The sequence below is a fragment of the Streptomyces xylophagus genome, assembly GCF_000716435.1.
GTDB classification, from domain to species: Bacteria; Actinomycetota; Actinomycetes; order Streptomycetales; family Streptomycetaceae; genus Streptomyces; species Streptomyces xylophagus.
The window spans coordinates 167,731-183,892 of sequence record NZ_JNWO01000003.1 but is presented as its reverse complement, the minus strand read 5'-3'; the positions used below and the strand labels follow the sequence as shown (position 1 = coordinate 183,892).

Sequence of the window (16,162 nt, the reverse complement as noted above, 5' to 3'; positions counted from 1 at the left end):
AGAGGGGAAAGGTCCCGTTACTCCGGAGGTGAGGAACCCATGAGCACCCTGCCGGTCATCGCGGCGGTCGACGGTTCGGACGACAGTCTGCGCGCCCTGGACTGGGCCCTCGACGCGGCCCGTGGACGTGGGGCGCCGCTGCGGGTCGTCCATGTGTGGCAGTACGCCGCCGCGTGGACACCGCCCGGCGTCCTGGTCGCCGGGCCGCCGAACCCGGACGAGGACGCGGTGCTCGACCAGGTCCGCACGTATCTCGAAGGACGTGCGGACCGCCCGGTCATGGAGTACCTCGGACTGCAGGGCGCGCCGGCCGCCGTACTGCCCGAACTCGGTTCCACCGCACAGCTGTTGGTGCTCGGTTCCCGTGGCCGGGGCGGCTTCGCCAGCCTGCTGCTCGGCTCCAACGGCATGGCCGCCGCCCGCGACGCCGACTGCCCCGTCGTCGTGGTGCCCCGGCCCGGACGCGAGGTTCACGACGGGATTCCGGCCGAGCCAGGGCCCCGAGTGGTCGTCGGCCTGCATGTGGACAGCCCCGACGAGACCACCCTGGCTTTCGCCTTCGCCGAGGCCGCCCGGCGCGGAGCCCGCCTCCAGGTCGTCGCCGCCTACCCGTGGCCACCGCAGACCTGGGAGTCCCCGGGCGAACTCGTGCTGCCGGTCATCGATCAGGACGCCATCGAGAACGAGACCCGCGTCCTCACCGGGGCCCTCCTTGCCCCGCACCGCAAACACCACCCTGACGTCCCCACCGAGCCGTACGTCGCACCGGGCGACGCGGCCGGCCACCTCGTCGCCGCCTCCAAGGACGCCGACCTGGTCGTCGTGGGCCGCCATCGCCGGCGCCTGCTGTCCCCGGCTCGGTTGATCGGCTCGGTGACCCAGGCGGTCCTGTTGCACGCGGCGAGCCCGATCGCCGTGGTGCCGCCGACGGCGTTGGAGGAGTGAGGAAGTCCGCCGACGAGTTGCCGATCAAAAGGAATCCGTATCGCCCGCAATCACCGACGACAGCGGAAAACCGGCCAGTACGCCTTCGTCGACTACCGGGTCGCGGGACCCTCGGGAAGCGTACGCTGAGGTCCCTGTAGCTCACGGTACGCGTTCGCTCCCCGCGCGGGCGCACCACCGTGGCAGGGGGTATGGGATGGGACAGCGGAGCGCGCGCAGCAGAAGCACACTCTTCGAACGGGAGAGTGAACTCGCCGCCGTCGACGAGGCGTTGGGCGAGCTCACCGGCTTGCGCACGGACGGAGCCGAACCGGGGGACAGGCCGCGCGGTGCCCTGCTCGCCTTCGCGGGACGGGCCGGCATCGGCAAGACCACCCTCCTCACCGAGGTGCGCCGCCGCGCCGCAGCCCAGGGCTGCACCGTGCTGTCCGCGCGGGGCGGCGACCAGGAACAGCGCGTCGCCTTCCACGTCGCCCGCCAGCTGCTGCAGCCGCAGTTCGCCGGGTCGGCCGACGCCGATCTCCGCGCCGCGCTGGGGAGTTGGTACGACATCGTCGGCCCCGCCCTCGGCCTGTGCGCCCCCACCGCGGGCTCCCCGCCCGACCAACAGGGCCTGCGCGACGGCCTCGACTGGGTACTCACCCACCTCGCGGTGAAGCGTGCCCCGATGGTCCTCGTCCTCGACGACGCGCACTGGGCCGACCCCGAATCCCTGGGCTGGCTGGCCGCGTTCGCGCCCCGCGCCGAGCAACTCCCTTTGCTGGTCGTCGTCGCCTACCGGCCCGACGAACTCCCCGACCACGCCGAGTCGTTCAGGGGACTGCCCGGCCGGGCCGGTGGACGCCCCCTCGATCTCGAACCGCTCAGCGTCGCCGCCGTCGCCGATCTGGTGCGGGAGACGCTCGGCGCGCACGCCGACGACGCGTTCTGCCGCGAATGCTGGGCCGTCACCGCCGGGAACCCGTTCGAGACCGTCGAACTCACCGCCAAGATCCACGACCGCGGCCTGGACCCCACCGAAGCCGGCGCGTACCTGCTGCGCGACCTCGCCGCCGCCGTCAAGGGCAACGGCATCATCACCCGCCTCGAACGCCTCGGCACCTCGACCGTCCGCTTCGCCTGGGCCTGCGCGGTCCTCGGCACCGAGACCCATCCGATGCTCGCCGCCGCCGTCGCCGGACTCGGCCACGAGGAGGCCGCCGACGCCGTCGACACGCTGCGCGACGCCCGTATCCTCACCGGCACGCTGACCGCCGCGGGCACGCTCGAATTCGTCCACCCGCTCATCGCCACCGCCGTCTACCGGGCCATCCCCGCCGGTGTCCGCGTGGCCCTGCACGGCCAGGCCGCCTGGTGCGTCATCAACGAGGGCCAGGGCCCCTCCGCCGCGGCCCGCCACCTCATGGAGACCCACCCCGACGGTGACAACTGGGTCGTCCAGCAACTCCGCGCGGCAGCCGGGGAGACCCTGCGCGCGGGCGCCCCCGACACGGCCCGCAGCTACCTCGCCCGCGCCCTGCGCGAACCCCCGCCCTACGACGACCGCGCCGCCGTCCTGTACGAACTGGGCAGCGCCTCCCTGCTCACCGAACCGGCGACCACCGTGAACCACCTGAGGGCCGCCCTCGAAGAGCCGATCAGCGACGCCGGCCTGCGGCAGAACATCGTCTACCGCCTCTCCCAGGTCCTCGCCCACAGCGACCGCCTCGCCGAGGCCTCCGACACCCTCGCCCGCGAGATCCGCGTCACCGACGACGCCCGGGTCAAACTGCGCATGCTCTCCGAGCAGTTCATGTGGGACGCCTTCCGCGCCGACGAACCCGATCACCCCTCGCGCTCCCGCCGCCTCACCAAACTCGCCGACCGCCTCAAGGGCCGCGACCTCACCGAGCGGTACATCATCGGCCTGCGCACCTGGGACGCCGTACTCCGTGGTGAACCCGCACATGTGGCCCTCCACCATGCCGAGCGCGCTTTGGCCGGCGGCCTCGGCTGGGCGGAGGCCGACCGCGGCTTCGAGGTACCGGTGCTGGTCGCCCTCGCCTTCATGTACTGCGACCGACCGGGCCGCGCCGAGGAGCTGTTCGCCACCGGCATCGCCGACTTCGAGCAGCAGGGCTGGCGCGGTGCGCACCTGTCCTTCGGCTACACCTTCCTCGGCTATCTCCGCTACCGGCGCGGCCGGCTCGCCGAGGCCGAGGACTTCGCGCGCGCTGGCCTGCGCCTCGCCGAGCGGGTCGGTCCCGGCACCCCCGTCTACTGGTACGGCACCGGCATCCTCATCGAGGTCCTGCTGGCCCGCGGCCGGGTCGCGGAGGCCGTACAACTCGCCGAGGACCATGCCTTCGCGGAGCCCTTCCCGGCCGCCGTCGTCTTCCCGGACGCCCAGACCGTCTACGGCGAACTGCTCCTGGCCCGCGGCCTCACCAAGGACGCGGCGGAGGAACTGGCCTCCGCAGGCCGCCGCCTGGACCCGCGCGGCATCCGCAACCCCGCCTGGTGCCCCTGGCAGCTCCACCTCGCCCGCGCCGAGAGCCACGACACCCCCGAGCGCGCCGTCGCCACCGCCCACGAAGCGGTCGCCCGCGCCCGCCAGTTCGGCACCCCGTCCGCCATCGGCCAGGCCCTGCGCATCGCCGCCGAGGTCTCCTCAGGCTCGGCCCGCGCCAAACTCCTGGAGGAGTCCGTCGCCCACCTCGAACGCTCCCCGGCCGCCTACGAGTTGGCCTGCGCCCTGGTCGCCCTCGGCACCGAACTCCGCCGCGTCGGCAGGGCCCGGGAGGCAGGCGACCACCTCTACCGAGGCCTGGACGCGGCCGTCCAGTGCGGCGCCGAAGGCCTGGCCGACACGGCCCGCTCCGAACTCGCCGCCGCAGGCCTACGCCCCCGCCGCCTCCACAGCACCGAAACAGACACCCTCACGACCCAAGAACGCGCCGCCGCGACCCTGGCCGCCCACGACAGCACGGACCACGAGATAGCCGTAGAACTCCACACGGACGAGCAGACCGCAGTACGTCTGCTCTCAGCGGCCTACCGAAAACTGGGCACAGACCGCACGGGCTTGGGAACGGCACTTATCAAGCCAACGTAGGACCGAACCCCCTAGGGGCGCGGGGAACTGCGCGCCCAGCCCCTACGCACCCGCACCCGACAACGAACCCGCGCCAAACCACGTGCCCACCGCCGGACGGCACCCCGTACCATTGCTGCATGTCGTTCCTCCGCCGCCGCAGCGCCACCCCCGCCGGCCCCGAATTCGATGTGCTGGCCATGGACCCGGGCGACTGGCCCGGTAACCTCGGCGCGGGCCTGCTGCCCGCCCCCGACGGCAGCTGCCAGGGTGTCTTCCTGCGCTACGACCTCTTCGGCGGCCGCGGCCCCGCGATGGTCATCGGCAATCTGCCGGAGGGCTCCCCGGCCCGTGACGTCGCCGAGGACGAGGTCCCCTTCGAGGTCGCGCAGCTGCTCCTCGCGCTGGAGAACGACGAGGAGGTGACCGTCGTAGGCACCGAGGACATGCCGGTGATGCAGGGCGACAACCTCCTGATCGTGCGCCGCCTCAAGCTCTCCGAGAGCCGGATCTCCTGCGTGCAGTTCGACCGCAGCGACAACGTCCTGGTCACCATCGCCGCCTGGGACCGCCCCATCACGGACGACCTCTACGCCCTGCTGAAACCGCTCCCGGCGGAGCTGTTCCAGCAGGGCTGAGGCGACTGGCTACCGGCCGGACCGTTTCAGCTGGACGTCCGCGGCTCGCACGAACTCCACCCGGTGGCCGTACTGGATCTCGTAGTAGAGATCCTTTCCTACGACGACCTTGTGCGAGTCGGTGGTGAAGGTGACCGCGTAGTAGTACTCACCGGGCACCTTGTCACCGACCACGTACTTCTGGCCCGCGAGCAGCTTGTACGGCAGCGGGGACACCGCCTGGACGGGCACTCCCGTCGGATAGGCCGAGGCCTCCGGGTACGCGCGGCCGTACACCGGGACGCTGTCCAGACCCTCCTTCGGCGTGATCACCCACCCGGCCGCCTTGACGGCCGTCGGGTGCTTCTTCGGGTTCTTGAACCAGGCCTCCTGGCCCAGGTACCAGATCGCGGTCCAGTCCCCGGAGCGGTCGGCCACCGCGTACTGCTGGCCGGTGGAGACCCGTGAGGAGAGATCGTTGACCCCGGTGGTCGGGGTCGTCCCGAGGCCGATGTCCTTGATCAGGGGGTAGGTCTCGCCGGGCCCGGAGTACAGCCGGACCTCGCTCGACCCGTGCACCGCGCACGGCACGCCCTTGGTGACGCAGCCCGTGTACACCGGCTGGTTGGTCGTGTAGTCGGGGCGGATCGTCACCAGGCCGCCGCTCTTCTTGGCGGTCTGCTTGAAGGGGTGGCCCAGCAGGGCGAAGTAGTGCGCCCAGTCCCAGTAGGGGCCCGGGTCGGTGTGCATCCCGGGGATCGTGGACGTGGTCGGGCCCGGCACGTTGTCGTGGCCGAGGATGTGCTGCCGGTCCAGCGGGATGCCGTACTTCTTCGTCAGGTACTTCACCAGTCGCGCCGACGAGCGGTACATCGCCTCCGTGTACCAGGCGTCCGGCGCGGCGAGGAAGCCCTCGTGCTCGATGCCGATCGACTTGGCGTTGATGTACCAGTTGCCCGCGTGCCAGGCCACGTCCTTGGCCTTCACATGCTGGGCGATGAGACCGTCGGTGGAGCGGATCGTGTAGTTCCACGACACATAGGTGGGGTCCTGGACCAGGTTCAGGACACCGTCCCACTGGCCTTCCGTGTCATGGATGACGATGTACTTGATGCTCTGCGACGCGGGCCGGTCGCCCAGGTCGTGGTTGCCGTAGTCGTTGTCCCCGAACTCGGCGTACGGCGCCGGGATCCACTCGCAGGACACCTTCTTCGGGCACTCGGTGCTGTCGGTGGAGACCGTGCGCAGCCCGGTCTCCTTCAACTGCGCGGTGTCCGGGGCGAGTTCCGGCTGCGCGGCCAGGGCGACCTGCTGCCCGGCGTCCGTGGTGCGCTCCTCGCCGGTGTGGATCACGTCGTAGACATCGTTGGCATACGCGGCCGCGGTGGCCGTGTCGTCGGCGCCGGAGAAGCGGGCGATCGCGCCGTACCAGTCGGCCGGGTCCGCGCTGAGCGGCTCGCCCAGGCCCTTCTGGGCGTCGGCGAGCAGCGCGGCGCCGCCGTCCACATTGGCGGTCTCGTCGCTACGGAGGTCGGCCGCCGGAAGCCCGGTCAGTTCGGCCGCCTTCGTCAACGTCCTGAGCCGGTCCGGGAGTTGGGAGTCCGCCGGGATCTGCGCGGTCGGGTGCAGGGCCGTGCGGGCGCTGTCGCCGCGGGGGTCCTCGGTGCCCTCGCTCAGGTGCTCCGTCGCGGCGAGGGCGGTACGGGCGTCCGTGAGGTGCATCGGGCCGTAGCCGCCGGTCACGCTCGGCGCTCCGCCGTGCTCGTCCCAGCGGGACTGGAGGTAGGAGACAGCCAGCAGCACGGTCTGCGGTACGTGGTACTCGGCGGACGCCGACGCGAACGCCCGCTGGAGGGTCGAGGCGGAGGAGGCGGTCGCGGTCTCCGAAGGGGCCGCGCCCAGCAGGGGCAGCAGCAGGGCGGCGGTGGCGAGCGCACCCGCGGATCTTCGGGTGCGTCTGTGTCCGGGAGAGCGGTTGGGGTCGGTCGAGGATCCTCGCAATGCAGCCTCCTGGGACGGTGGGGCGTGATGAACCGTGCGGGGCCGGGCGTGCGTCAGTGGTACCGGCTGGCCGACGATCCGTCAATCATGCCCAGAGGCAGGCGATTTCCCTTGTCAACAGGGGATACGAGGAGTTTCGTGGCGGCGGCATTCGGGCCTGCGGAGCGTCAGTGGTGTACACCAATGGGGGAGTGCTGCCAGGTCCCGGACAGAGATATATGTGCCGCCCATATGTGGGTCGGCCCTATGTCGGCCGGACACACGAAGGTCCGCGGTGCGCCGCTGCAGGGCGCACCGCGGACCGTCATCCCCGTCAGCGAGTGCCGACCGCCGCACGCACGGCCCGTCGGGCCAACTGGCAGTCGTCGTGCAGCCGCCTCAGCAGCAGCCGTTGTTCCTCGCCGGACGGCGCAGCACCCGGATGGGCTGCTCCCGGTGCCGCCGGGGTCGTGTCGTGCATCGAACGCTGCACGGCCATCTCGTAGGTACGGATCTCGCGGGTCAGCACCAGCATCAGGTTCACCAGGAACGCGTCACGCGACGCCGGCCCCGCCGACTGCGCGATCTGACTGATCTGCCGCCGGGCCACCGGCGCGTCCCCGAGGACCGCCCACAGCGTCGCCAGGTCGTAGCCCGGCAGGTACCAGCCCGCATGCTCCCAGTCCACCAGCACTGGACCGGCCGGTGAGAGGAGGATGTTGGACAGCAGGGCGTCGCCGTGGCAGAACTGGCCCATTCCCTGACGGCCCGCCGAGTGCGCGATGCCGTGCAGCAGCTTCTGCAGGTCTCCCATGTCCCGGTCGGTGAGCAGCCCCAGCTCGTGGTACCGGGAGATACGGGCCGCGTAGTCCAGCGGGGCGTCGAACGTGCCCGCCGGCGGCCGCCAGGCGTTGAGCCGGCAGATCGCGCCGAGCGCCGCCCTGATGTCCGCCCGCGGCGGGGCCTCCGCCGGGTGCCGGTGCAGTGCCGCCACCCGGCCCGGCATCCGCTCGATGACGAGCGTGCAGTTGTCCGGGTCCGCCGCGATCAGCCGCGGCACCCGCACCGGCGGGCGGTGCCGGACGAACGAGCGGTACGCCGCTATCTCGTGCCGGATCCGCTCGGCCCACGCGGGGGAGTGGTCCAGTAAACACTTCGCGACAGCCGTGCTGCGTCCGGTCGTTCCGACCAGGAGCACGGAGCGTCCGTTGCGGCGTAGCACCTGCACCGGAGCGAACTCCGGGCAGATCCGGTGCACCGACGCGATCGCCGTACGCAGCTGGGCGCCCTGAGGGCCGGACAAGTCGAGTCTCCCGCTGAGCGGTTGGGTGCCGAGCCCCGGAACGCGCCGCGGCCTGCCCGCACCGAGCACGGGGCCGGCCGCCGGGCGCGCCGGGTCGAGATAGGGGCCGCCGGCGCCCGGGCGGGGGTGCAGCGACCGGGGCGGGGCGGACACGGAGGACGATGCTGTGTACATGGGAGATACAGATCCCTTCGTGTGCCTGCAGTGCCTGTCCAAGCAAGCGCGCTACCCGGCCCGGTCCCACGGTGCACCCTGGGGAGTGTCCCTCGGTGACCGGGTCGGGGTGGCGCGTTCCTACCTGACACCAGATGCGCAGTGGCACACCATCTGGCGCACCCTGGCGAACCCTGGCGAATAGTCGCCCGGCAACCCGCGCCGGGCTATGTTCAAGTCAGCCGAGAACCTGGGGGCTTGACGTGAACGGACAACCCAACTCCCGTCTCTCGGACCTGTTCGGCCTGGCCGGCTGGTCCAAGGGCGAACTCGCGCGGAGGGTCAACCGGCAGGCGGCGGCCATGGGCCACCCCCAGCTGTCGACCGACACCTCGCGGGTACGGCGTTGGATCGACACGGGAGAGATCCCGCGCGATCCGGTGCCGCGGGTGCTGGCGGCTCTGTTCACCGAGCGTCTCGGCCGTGTCGTGACCATCGAGGACCTCGGTCTGGTCCGGCACGGGCGTGCGGGGAAACGGCCCGACGACGGGAATGCGGAACATCCCGACGGTGTGCCGTGGGCGCCCGAACGGACTGCTGCGGTCCTCACCGAATTCACGGGAATGGACCTCATGCTCAACCGACGCGGCCTGGTGGGCGCGGGCGCCGCGCTCGCCGCAGGCTCCGCACTCAGCAGCGCCATGTACGACTGGCTGCACTCCGATCCGACTCTTTCCGCCGACGCTCCCCGTTTCGACGATCCCCTGCACGCCGACCCCGCTGGGTTCGACCGCTACGAGGCCGCCCCCATCGGGTCGCAGGAGATCGAGGCACTGGAGCGTTCCGTCGAGGTGTTCCGAGCCTGGGACGCGGCCCGCGGCGGCGGGCTGCAACGCAAGGCCGTGGTGGGACAGCTCAACGAGGTGGGCGGCATGCTCGCCTACCGGCACCCCGACCATCTGCAGCGGCGCCTGTGGGGCGTCGCGGCCAACCTCGCCGTACTCGCGGGCTGGATGTCGCACGACGTCGGCCTGGAGCCCACGGCCCAGAAGTACTTCGTCATCGCCGCCCACGCGGCCCGTGAGGGCGGCGACCGGCCCCGCGCCGGGGAGGCGCTCTCACGGGCGGCTCGCCAGATGGTGCACCTGGGCCGGCCCGACGACGCACTCGATCTCATGAAACTCGCCAAGACCGGTTCCGGCGACGAGGTGCTGCCGCGCACCCGGGCGATGCTCTACACCATCGAGGCCTGGGCACAGGCCTCGATGGGCAAGGGCCAGGCGATGCGCCGCACCCTCGGCCAGGCGGAGGACCTCTTCGTCTCCGACCGCGGCGACGTACCGTCCCCGAGCTGGATGCAGACGTTCAAGGAGGAGGACCTCTACGGCATGCAGGCCCTGGCCTACCGCACGCTGGCCGAGCACGAGCCCGGAGCGGCCGTGCACGCCCAGCACTTCGCGGAGAAGGCCCTGGCACTGCGGGTCGACGGACGGCAGCGCTCGAAGATCTTCGACTTCCTGTCGATGGCCTCGGCCTGCTTCATCGCCGACGACCCCGAACAGGCGGACCGGTACGCGCGGTTGGCCCTGGTGTCGATGGGATCGAACTCCTCCCACCGCACCTGGGACCGGCTGCGCGAGATGTACCGGCTGACGGCCCAGTACTCCAACTATCCGAAGATCCACGAACTGCGGGAGGAGATCAAGCTCGCGCTGCCGAAGACACAGCCGAGGAGCCCGAGGGCCAGGGGCGGCAACAGCGCACAGGCGTAAGGGGGTTGCGCCGCCGCTTCCTCGCTAGGTGGTCCTGGCGATGAGGACGCACGCGTCGTCCGCGCGCTCGGTGTCGCCGAACTCCTCCACGACCATCCGTACGCAGTCCTGTGCGGTGCGCGCCTCGCCGAACCGCGGGGCCAGGTCCAGGAGTTGGTGCACGGCGGCCTCTCCGCCGTGGCCGGGCACCAGTCCGTCCGTGTGCAACAGGAGTACGTCGCCCGCATCGAGGGTTTCCTCGGCCTGTCCGTAGGCCGCTCCCGAGGTGGCGCCGAGCAGGACGCCGTCCGGTGCGCTCAGCACGCGCCCCGTCCCGTCGCGGAACAGCAGCGGGGCGGGGTGTCCTGCCTGCGCCCACGTCAGGGTGCGGGTCTCGGGCCGGTAGCGGCAGCACACCGCGCTGCCCAGGGCCGGTTGCACGGTGGCGTCGAGTAACTGGTTGAGCCAGGACATCAGTTGGCCGGGCTCGGTGCCCGCCATCGCCATACCGCGCAGGGCGCCGAGCAGCATCGCCATGCCCGAGGTGACGGCGACACCGTGTCCGGTGAGGTCGCCGACGCTCAACAGGGTGGCGCCGTCGGAGAGTTGGAGCGCGTCGTACCAGTCGCCGCCGATCAGCGCGCTCGTCGACGAGGGCAGATAGCGGGCGGCCAGGTCCAGCGTCTCCGGTCCCTGGTGCGGGAGCCGCAAGGAGCCGCGCCACGGCGGCAGCACGGCCTCCTGCAGCTCGACCGCGAGCCGGCGCTCGGTCTGCGCGTGGTGCCGGTGACGCTGCAGCGAGTCACGGGTCTCGCTCACCGTCCGCTGGCTGCGGCGCAGTTCGCTGACGTCCCGCAGCACGGCCCACATCGAGGCGGTGCCACCGTCGGCGTCGAGCACGGGCTCGCCCATCATGTGCACGGTCCGTACGGCGCCGTCGGGCCGTACGACGCGGAACTCGCCGTCGATGGGCTTGGCGTCGACCAGGCAGTCCGTGACCATCGCCGTCAGCCCCGGCCGGTCCTCGTCGAGGACCAGGGACGGCAGTTCGTCGAGGGTGAGCGGAGGAGCGGCCGGATCGCGGCCGAGAATCTGGTACAGCTCCCCGGACCAACTCGCCTCGTCCGTCAGCAGATTCCACTCGGCACTGCCCACCCGGGTGAGCAGCGAGTCCTGTCGAGCCGCGTCCGGTACGGCAGTCGGTGCGAGCGGCTCCTCGACGGCCGCCGGAACGGGCGGTGGTCCGTCCCGTAGTTGGGCCAAGTGCTCGTCGAGGTCGTTGAGTTGATGCAGCGCCAGATCGCACAGCGCCCGCTGCCACCGCTCGCGCGGGTCCGAACCGTCCTGCTGCGCGTCCCGCCGTACGGCGTCCACGTCGCCCATGAGCCGCCGCGCCTGCGATATCAGCGCGTCGACCGAGCCGCGCGCGGGCGGCTGGGCGGCTGGGCGGTCCGCAGAGAGATGGGACGGCATGACGCACTCCGATGCGGGGACGGTACGACCAAGGCGGATGGAGGGACCGGTTACGACTGTCGCACAGCCTGCGACGCCCTGTAAGGGATTTGGCAACACACGATCCGGTGGTGCTTCTGGCATATGCCAGCGTCTTCACGGGCGACTTGTGCCGTGCTCGTGGCGTAGCTGCCCTGGTGGAGCAAGTCGTATACGCCGTACGCGAGTTGAGGGATTGATTACCCTCTCGGGTCGACATTCAACCACCTGTTCGACGTCCTGTTGTTCCTGTGCCGTGACGGTGTCCGGCGTGAGGCTGAAAAGTGTTGCTTGAGCGAGTGATCCGCAGTTCGCGCCAGTCATTTTGAGCCGTTGCTTTGTTATAGCCATGACAATTCTGTGGGCGTGATGCCACCCTGCTGTGCATCACGCTCACCGAGCGTTCACTTCCTCCTCACCCTTCCTCCTCGCACCCGCGCGCCGCCGGACGGCCGTACCCCGGCCCGACCCGCTCTCCAGGACTCCACCGAGTCCGACCACCCCACATAAGGAGAACGCCTTGACCCGGCTTGACCGTTATCCGCACCACCCCAGATACACCGCCGCCCTCGTGCTCACGGCGGTCGGCACCCTGCTGGCCGCCGGTATGCAGACCGGCGCCGCCTCCGCCGTCCCCGGCGGTCACACCTCGGCGAAGATCCTGGCCACCCCCCGCGCCGGAGCGGCCCCGGCCGCCCTGTCGCCGACGAAGCACGCCGCCCTCCTCAAGAGCGCGGGCGCGGCGGTCAGGAGCACGGCGAAGACCCTCGGCCTCGGGGCCAAGGAGAAGCTCGTCGTCAAGGACGTCACGCAGGACGCCGACGGAACCACCCACACCCGCTACGAGCGGACGTACGCCGGACTGCCCGTCCTGGGCGGCGACCTGGTCGTCCACGCCAAGAGCGGCCGGCTCACGGTGACCAAGGCCGCGAAGGCCGCCCTGGCCCTGCCGGACATCACCCCGAACGTGTCGTCGGCGACGGTGAAGGCCAAAGCGCTCGTGGCCGCGGCCAAGAAGGGCGGCGAAGGGGCCAAGCTCGACGGCGCCCCGCGGCTCGTCGTCTGGGCCGCCGGTGCCAAGCCCGTCCTCGCCTGGGAAGCGATCGTCGGCGGCTTCCAGGACGACGGAACCCCCAGCGAACTCCACGTGATCACCGACGCCGACTCGGGCAAGGCCGTCTTCCAGTACCAGGGCATCGAAACGGGCACCGGCACCGGCCAGTTCAACGGAACGGTCCCGCTCAGCACCACGCTCGACCCGGCGACATCGACGTACCAACTCGTCGACGGCGACCGCGCCGGACACAAGACCTACGACCTGAACCAGGGCACCTCGGGCACCGGCACCCTGTTCACGGATGACAACGATGTCTGGGGCGACGGCACCGCGACGAACCGTCAGACCGCGGGCGTGGACGTCGCGTTCGGCGCCGCGGCCACCTGGGACTACTACAAGGACGTGTTCGGTCGCAGCGGCATACGCAACGACGGGGTGGCGGCCTACAGCCGGGCCCACTACGGCAGCAACTACGTCAACGCGTTCTGGTCCGACACCTGCTTCTGCATGACCTACGGCGACGGCTCGGGCAACACCCACCCGCTGACGGCGCTTGACGTGGCCGCGCACGAGATGACCCACGGCGTCACCGCCGCGACCGCCGGCCTCACCTACTCCGGTGAGTCGGGCGGCCTCAACGAGGCCACCTCGGACATCTTCGCCGCCGCGGTGGAGTTCCACGAGAACCTGCCCGCCGACGTCCCCGACTACCTGGTCGGCGAGAAGATCGACATCAACGGCAACGGCACACCTCTGCGTTACATGGACAAGCCGTCCAAGGACGGTGCGTCCCGCGACTACTGGAGCTCGACGCTCGGCAGCGTCGACGTCCACTACTCCTCGGGCCCGGCCAACCACCTCTTCTACCTGCTGTCCGAGGGCAGCGGCGCGAAGACCGTCAACGGCGTCTCCTACGACAGCCCCACCTACGACGGCGTGCCCGTCACCGGCATCGGCATCGACAACGCCCAAAAGGTCTGGTATCGGGCGCTCACCACATACATGACCTCGTCCACCAACTACGCCGGTGCCCGCACCGCGACGCTCCAGGCGGCGGCGGACCTCTTCGGCGCGTACAGCCCCACGTACCTCGCCGTGGCCGACGCGTGGGCGGCGATCAACGTCGGCAGCCGGATCGCGCTCGGTGTCAACGTGGCGCCCATCGCCGGTCAGATCAGCGGAGTCGGACAGTCCGTGTCCCTGCAGACGGACGCGTACACCACCAACTCCGGTGCGGGCCTGACCTATTCGGCCACGGGACTGCCCGACGGACTGACCATCAGCGGCACCGGCCTCATCTCCGGCGTCCCGACCACCCTCGGGAGCAGTGACGTCACGGTGACCGTCACCGACGACACGGGCGCGACCGCCACCGCCGCCTTCACCTGGCGGATCGCCAACATCTACGCGAGCGCCACCCGCGTCGACATCCCCGACAACAGCACAGCCGTGGAGTCCCCGATCACGGTCACCGGCCGCGACGGCAACGCCTCGGCCACCACCCAGGTCTACGTCAAGATCGTCCACACCTACCGGGGAGACCTGACCGTCGACCTCGTGGGCCCGAACGGAACCGTCTACTCCCTGTTGAACCGCTCCGGCGGTTCCGCCGACAACGTCGACCAGACCTTCACCGTCGACGCCTCCGCCCAACCTGTCACCGGTACCTGGAAGTTGCGGGTGCAGGACCACGCGGCGATCGACGTCGGCTACATCGAGCAGTGGCAGCTCACTCCGTGAACCGGCCGGTCTAGCCTCGTAGTTCGGGGCTCGCGGGTTCGGGTTCGGTGACTGACAGCCCGAGTCGGTTCTGGCCGCTCCGGTGTGCACTGCACGCAGGCGCGGTCAGAACCGATCGGCATGCTCAGTCAGTTTCTCGGATCGCCGCGGTCACGGTGTGATCAGCCGGTCCTGTTCCACCGGCGGGGTGCCGCCGTACCAGTCCAGGGCCTTGCCGAAGCGCACCAACTCGCCGTAGTGGGTGGGGTCGACGTGGTCGGCGAAGACCAGGTCGAGCACGGCGCCCGCGGCCTCGGCGGGGGACTGGGCCTGACTGAAGTCGCTGAACCACGGGCGGGAGGTGGCGGTGTCCACCATGCCCGGGCACACCGAGGCGACCAACGTGCCCGTCGCGAGGTCGTGTTCGCGGCGTTCCGCGGCGACCGCGCGGACAGCGGCGACTTGAGCCACCTTCGAGGGCACGTTCAGCCAGAGCGGCCAGCCCGCCTCGGCCGTGGTCCCGTGGTGGACGGCACCGCGCCAGGACTCGACGGCGTACTCGACCTGGTCCAGGCTCGCACCGTCGAACAGGTCGTGCAGTGCCGGGTCGAGGTGGCCGAGGGTGCCGAGGCTGCTGGCCACGACGAGGAACCGGCCGCCCGGGCGCAGGAGGGGGCCGAAGGAGCGCAGTATCGCGTGGGTGGCGGTGTTCGACACGTCGATGAACTCGTCGGCACGTGCTGACTGCGACTCCCCGGGCAGCACCCGGGCCACGGCGTTGGAGATCACGACGTCGACCCCGCCGTAGCGCTGCCGGAGCTCCTCGGCGAGGTCGGCGATGGCCTCGGTGTCGGTGACGTCAAGGACCCGGCCCCGCACCTGGCTGCGCGTGCCGGGCAGGTCCCCCACCTCGCGGGCCGCGTCGGTGACCCGCCGCTCGTCGCGTCCGGTGAGCAGAACCATGTCGTCGGGACCCATGTGGGCCGCCAACCCCTCGACGAGGGCACGGCCGAGTCCTTGGTTGGCGCCCGTGACGAGGGCGATGCGCGATACGTTCATGACTGCCACGGTAGGAACCCGCCGGGTATGCGTCCAACGAAAGTTGCGCACGGCTAGTATGCGTGATCGTCATGGACTTCACGGATGTGTCACTGACCGCGCTGCGCGTCTTCCGCGCGGTGGCCGAACAGGGGACCTTCACCGCGGCCGCCGCTTCGCTGGGCTACACCCAGTCGGCGGTGTCCCGGCAGATCGCCGCGATCGAACGGGCCGCGGGAGCGGAACTGCTGGAACGGCGCCGCGACGGCGTACGGCTGACTCCGGCCGGCCGAGTCGTCATGCGCAGGGCGACGGTCGTACTCGACGAGATCGACGCGACCGCCCGCGAACTCTCCGGCCTGCCCACGGAGGCCGCGACCGTCCGCCTGGGCTGGTTCCCCAGCGCGGGAGCGGTCCTGCTGCCCCGCGCCCTGGCCGCCCTGCGCCGCAGCGACCCGGACCTGCACATCGTCAGCCGGGAGGGTGGCACCCCCGCGCTGGTACGCGCCCTGCGGGCCGGCAGCCTCGACCTGGCCCTGCTGGCGTCGGCGCCGCCGTTCCGCCCACCGGACACCGAATCGCCACCACTGGTGCTGCGCACGCTCACCGAGCGCCCTCTGTACCTCGCGGTGCCCGCCACCCATCCACTGGCCCGCGGCGACTACGTCGACGTGGCCGACCTGCGCGGGCAGCGCTGGATCGCGGGCCCCTCCTCCGGCGAGGACCGGCTCATGGGCGTATGGCCGGGCCTGGACGAGCGGCCCGAGATCGCCCACACTGCCCGCGACTGGCTGGCCAAACTCCAACTCGTCGCGGCGGGCTGCGGGTTGACCACCATCACCGGCTCACTCGCCCCGGCCGTACCGCCGGGCGTACGCGTCCTGCCGGTGCGGGGCGGACCCCCGGAGCAACGCCGCTTGCTGCTGGCCCGCCTTCCGCATCCGCCCGGCGAGGCGGTCAGTCGGGTGGGGGCCGCGTTGCGTGTGGCGGCCCTTGACGCCTACGCATCGAGCGCGGTGCCCGCTCCGGAATGAG

10 protein-coding genes are annotated in these 16,162 nt (G+C 71.1%); 6 read left to right on the top strand and 4 right to left on the bottom strand.

Annotation, left to right across the window (positions count from 1 at the left end):
- Nucleotides 1-39 precede the first annotated feature (39 nt).
- From OO70_RS07805 to OO70_RS07795, 3 genes are all read left to right on the top strand, one after another.
- The gene (locus OO70_RS07805; protein WP_043666041.1) at nt 40-945 is read left to right on the top strand and encodes a universal stress protein; all 906 of its coding nucleotides are present in this window, start codon (nt 40-42) and stop codon (nt 943-945) included.
- A gap of 196 nt (nt 946-1,141) precedes the next feature.
- On the top strand, nt 1,142-4,039 hold the full coding sequence (locus tag OO70_RS07800) for an ATP-binding protein (RefSeq protein WP_043666038.1): 2,898 nt from the start codon (nt 1,142-1,144) through the stop codon (nt 4,037-4,039).
- A gap of 119 nt (nt 4,040-4,158) precedes the next feature.
- Nucleotides 4,159-4,656 (top strand): hypothetical protein, encoded by a 498-nt coding sequence (locus tag OO70_RS07795; protein ID WP_043666035.1) that lies wholly within the window; start codon nt 4,159-4,161, stop codon nt 4,654-4,656.
- Between the two features lie 9 nt (nt 4,657-4,665).
- Here OO70_RS07795 and OO70_RS07790 read toward each other — a convergent pair whose 3' ends face one another.
- Nucleotides 4,666-6,636, bottom strand: a complete 1,971-nt coding sequence (locus tag OO70_RS07790) for an N-acetylmuramoyl-L-alanine amidase (protein ID WP_043666032.1) — start codon at nt 6,634-6,636, stop codon at nt 4,666-4,668.
- A 313-nt stretch (nt 6,637-6,949) separates the two neighbouring features.
- Entirely contained in the window at nt 6,950-8,092 is a 1,143-nt protein-coding gene (locus OO70_RS07785; protein WP_043666029.1) for an aminoglycoside phosphotransferase family protein, read from the bottom strand.
- Nucleotides 8,093-8,334: 242 nt separating this feature from the next.
- Between OO70_RS07785 and OO70_RS07780 the strand changes: the two genes are divergently transcribed.
- Nucleotides 8,335-9,843 (top strand): DNA-binding protein NsdB, encoded by a 1,509-nt coding sequence (locus OO70_RS07780; RefSeq protein WP_043666026.1) that lies wholly within the window; start codon nt 8,335-8,337, stop codon nt 9,841-9,843.
- 24 nt (nt 9,844-9,867) lie between these two features.
- Here OO70_RS07780 and OO70_RS07775 read toward each other — a convergent pair whose 3' ends face one another.
- Nucleotides 9,868-11,295, bottom strand: coding sequence for a PP2C family protein-serine/threonine phosphatase (locus OO70_RS07775; RefSeq protein WP_043666022.1), 1,428 nt, complete (start codon nt 11,293-11,295; stop codon nt 9,868-9,870).
- 538 nt (nt 11,296-11,833) lie between these two features.
- On the opposite strand from OO70_RS07775, the gene OO70_RS07770 reads away from it, so the two are divergent.
- Complete coding sequence (locus tag OO70_RS07770) at nt 11,834-14,110, top strand: M4 family metallopeptidase (RefSeq protein WP_043666019.1); 2,277 nt, start codon at nt 11,834-11,836, stop codon at nt 14,108-14,110.
- A gap of 150 nt (nt 14,111-14,260) precedes the next feature.
- Here OO70_RS07770 and OO70_RS07765 read toward each other — a convergent pair whose 3' ends face one another.
- Nucleotides 14,261-15,148, bottom strand: coding sequence for an SDR family NAD(P)-dependent oxidoreductase (locus tag OO70_RS07765; protein WP_043666016.1), 888 nt, complete (start codon nt 15,146-15,148; stop codon nt 14,261-14,263).
- 71 nt (nt 15,149-15,219) lie between these two features.
- Between OO70_RS07765 and OO70_RS07760 the strand changes: the two genes are divergently transcribed.
- A complete protein-coding gene (locus OO70_RS07760; RefSeq protein WP_199827271.1) occupies nt 15,220-16,161 on the top strand; it encodes a LysR family transcriptional regulator in 942 nt (313 codons plus the stop codon).
- Nucleotide 16,162 lies beyond the last annotated feature (1 nt).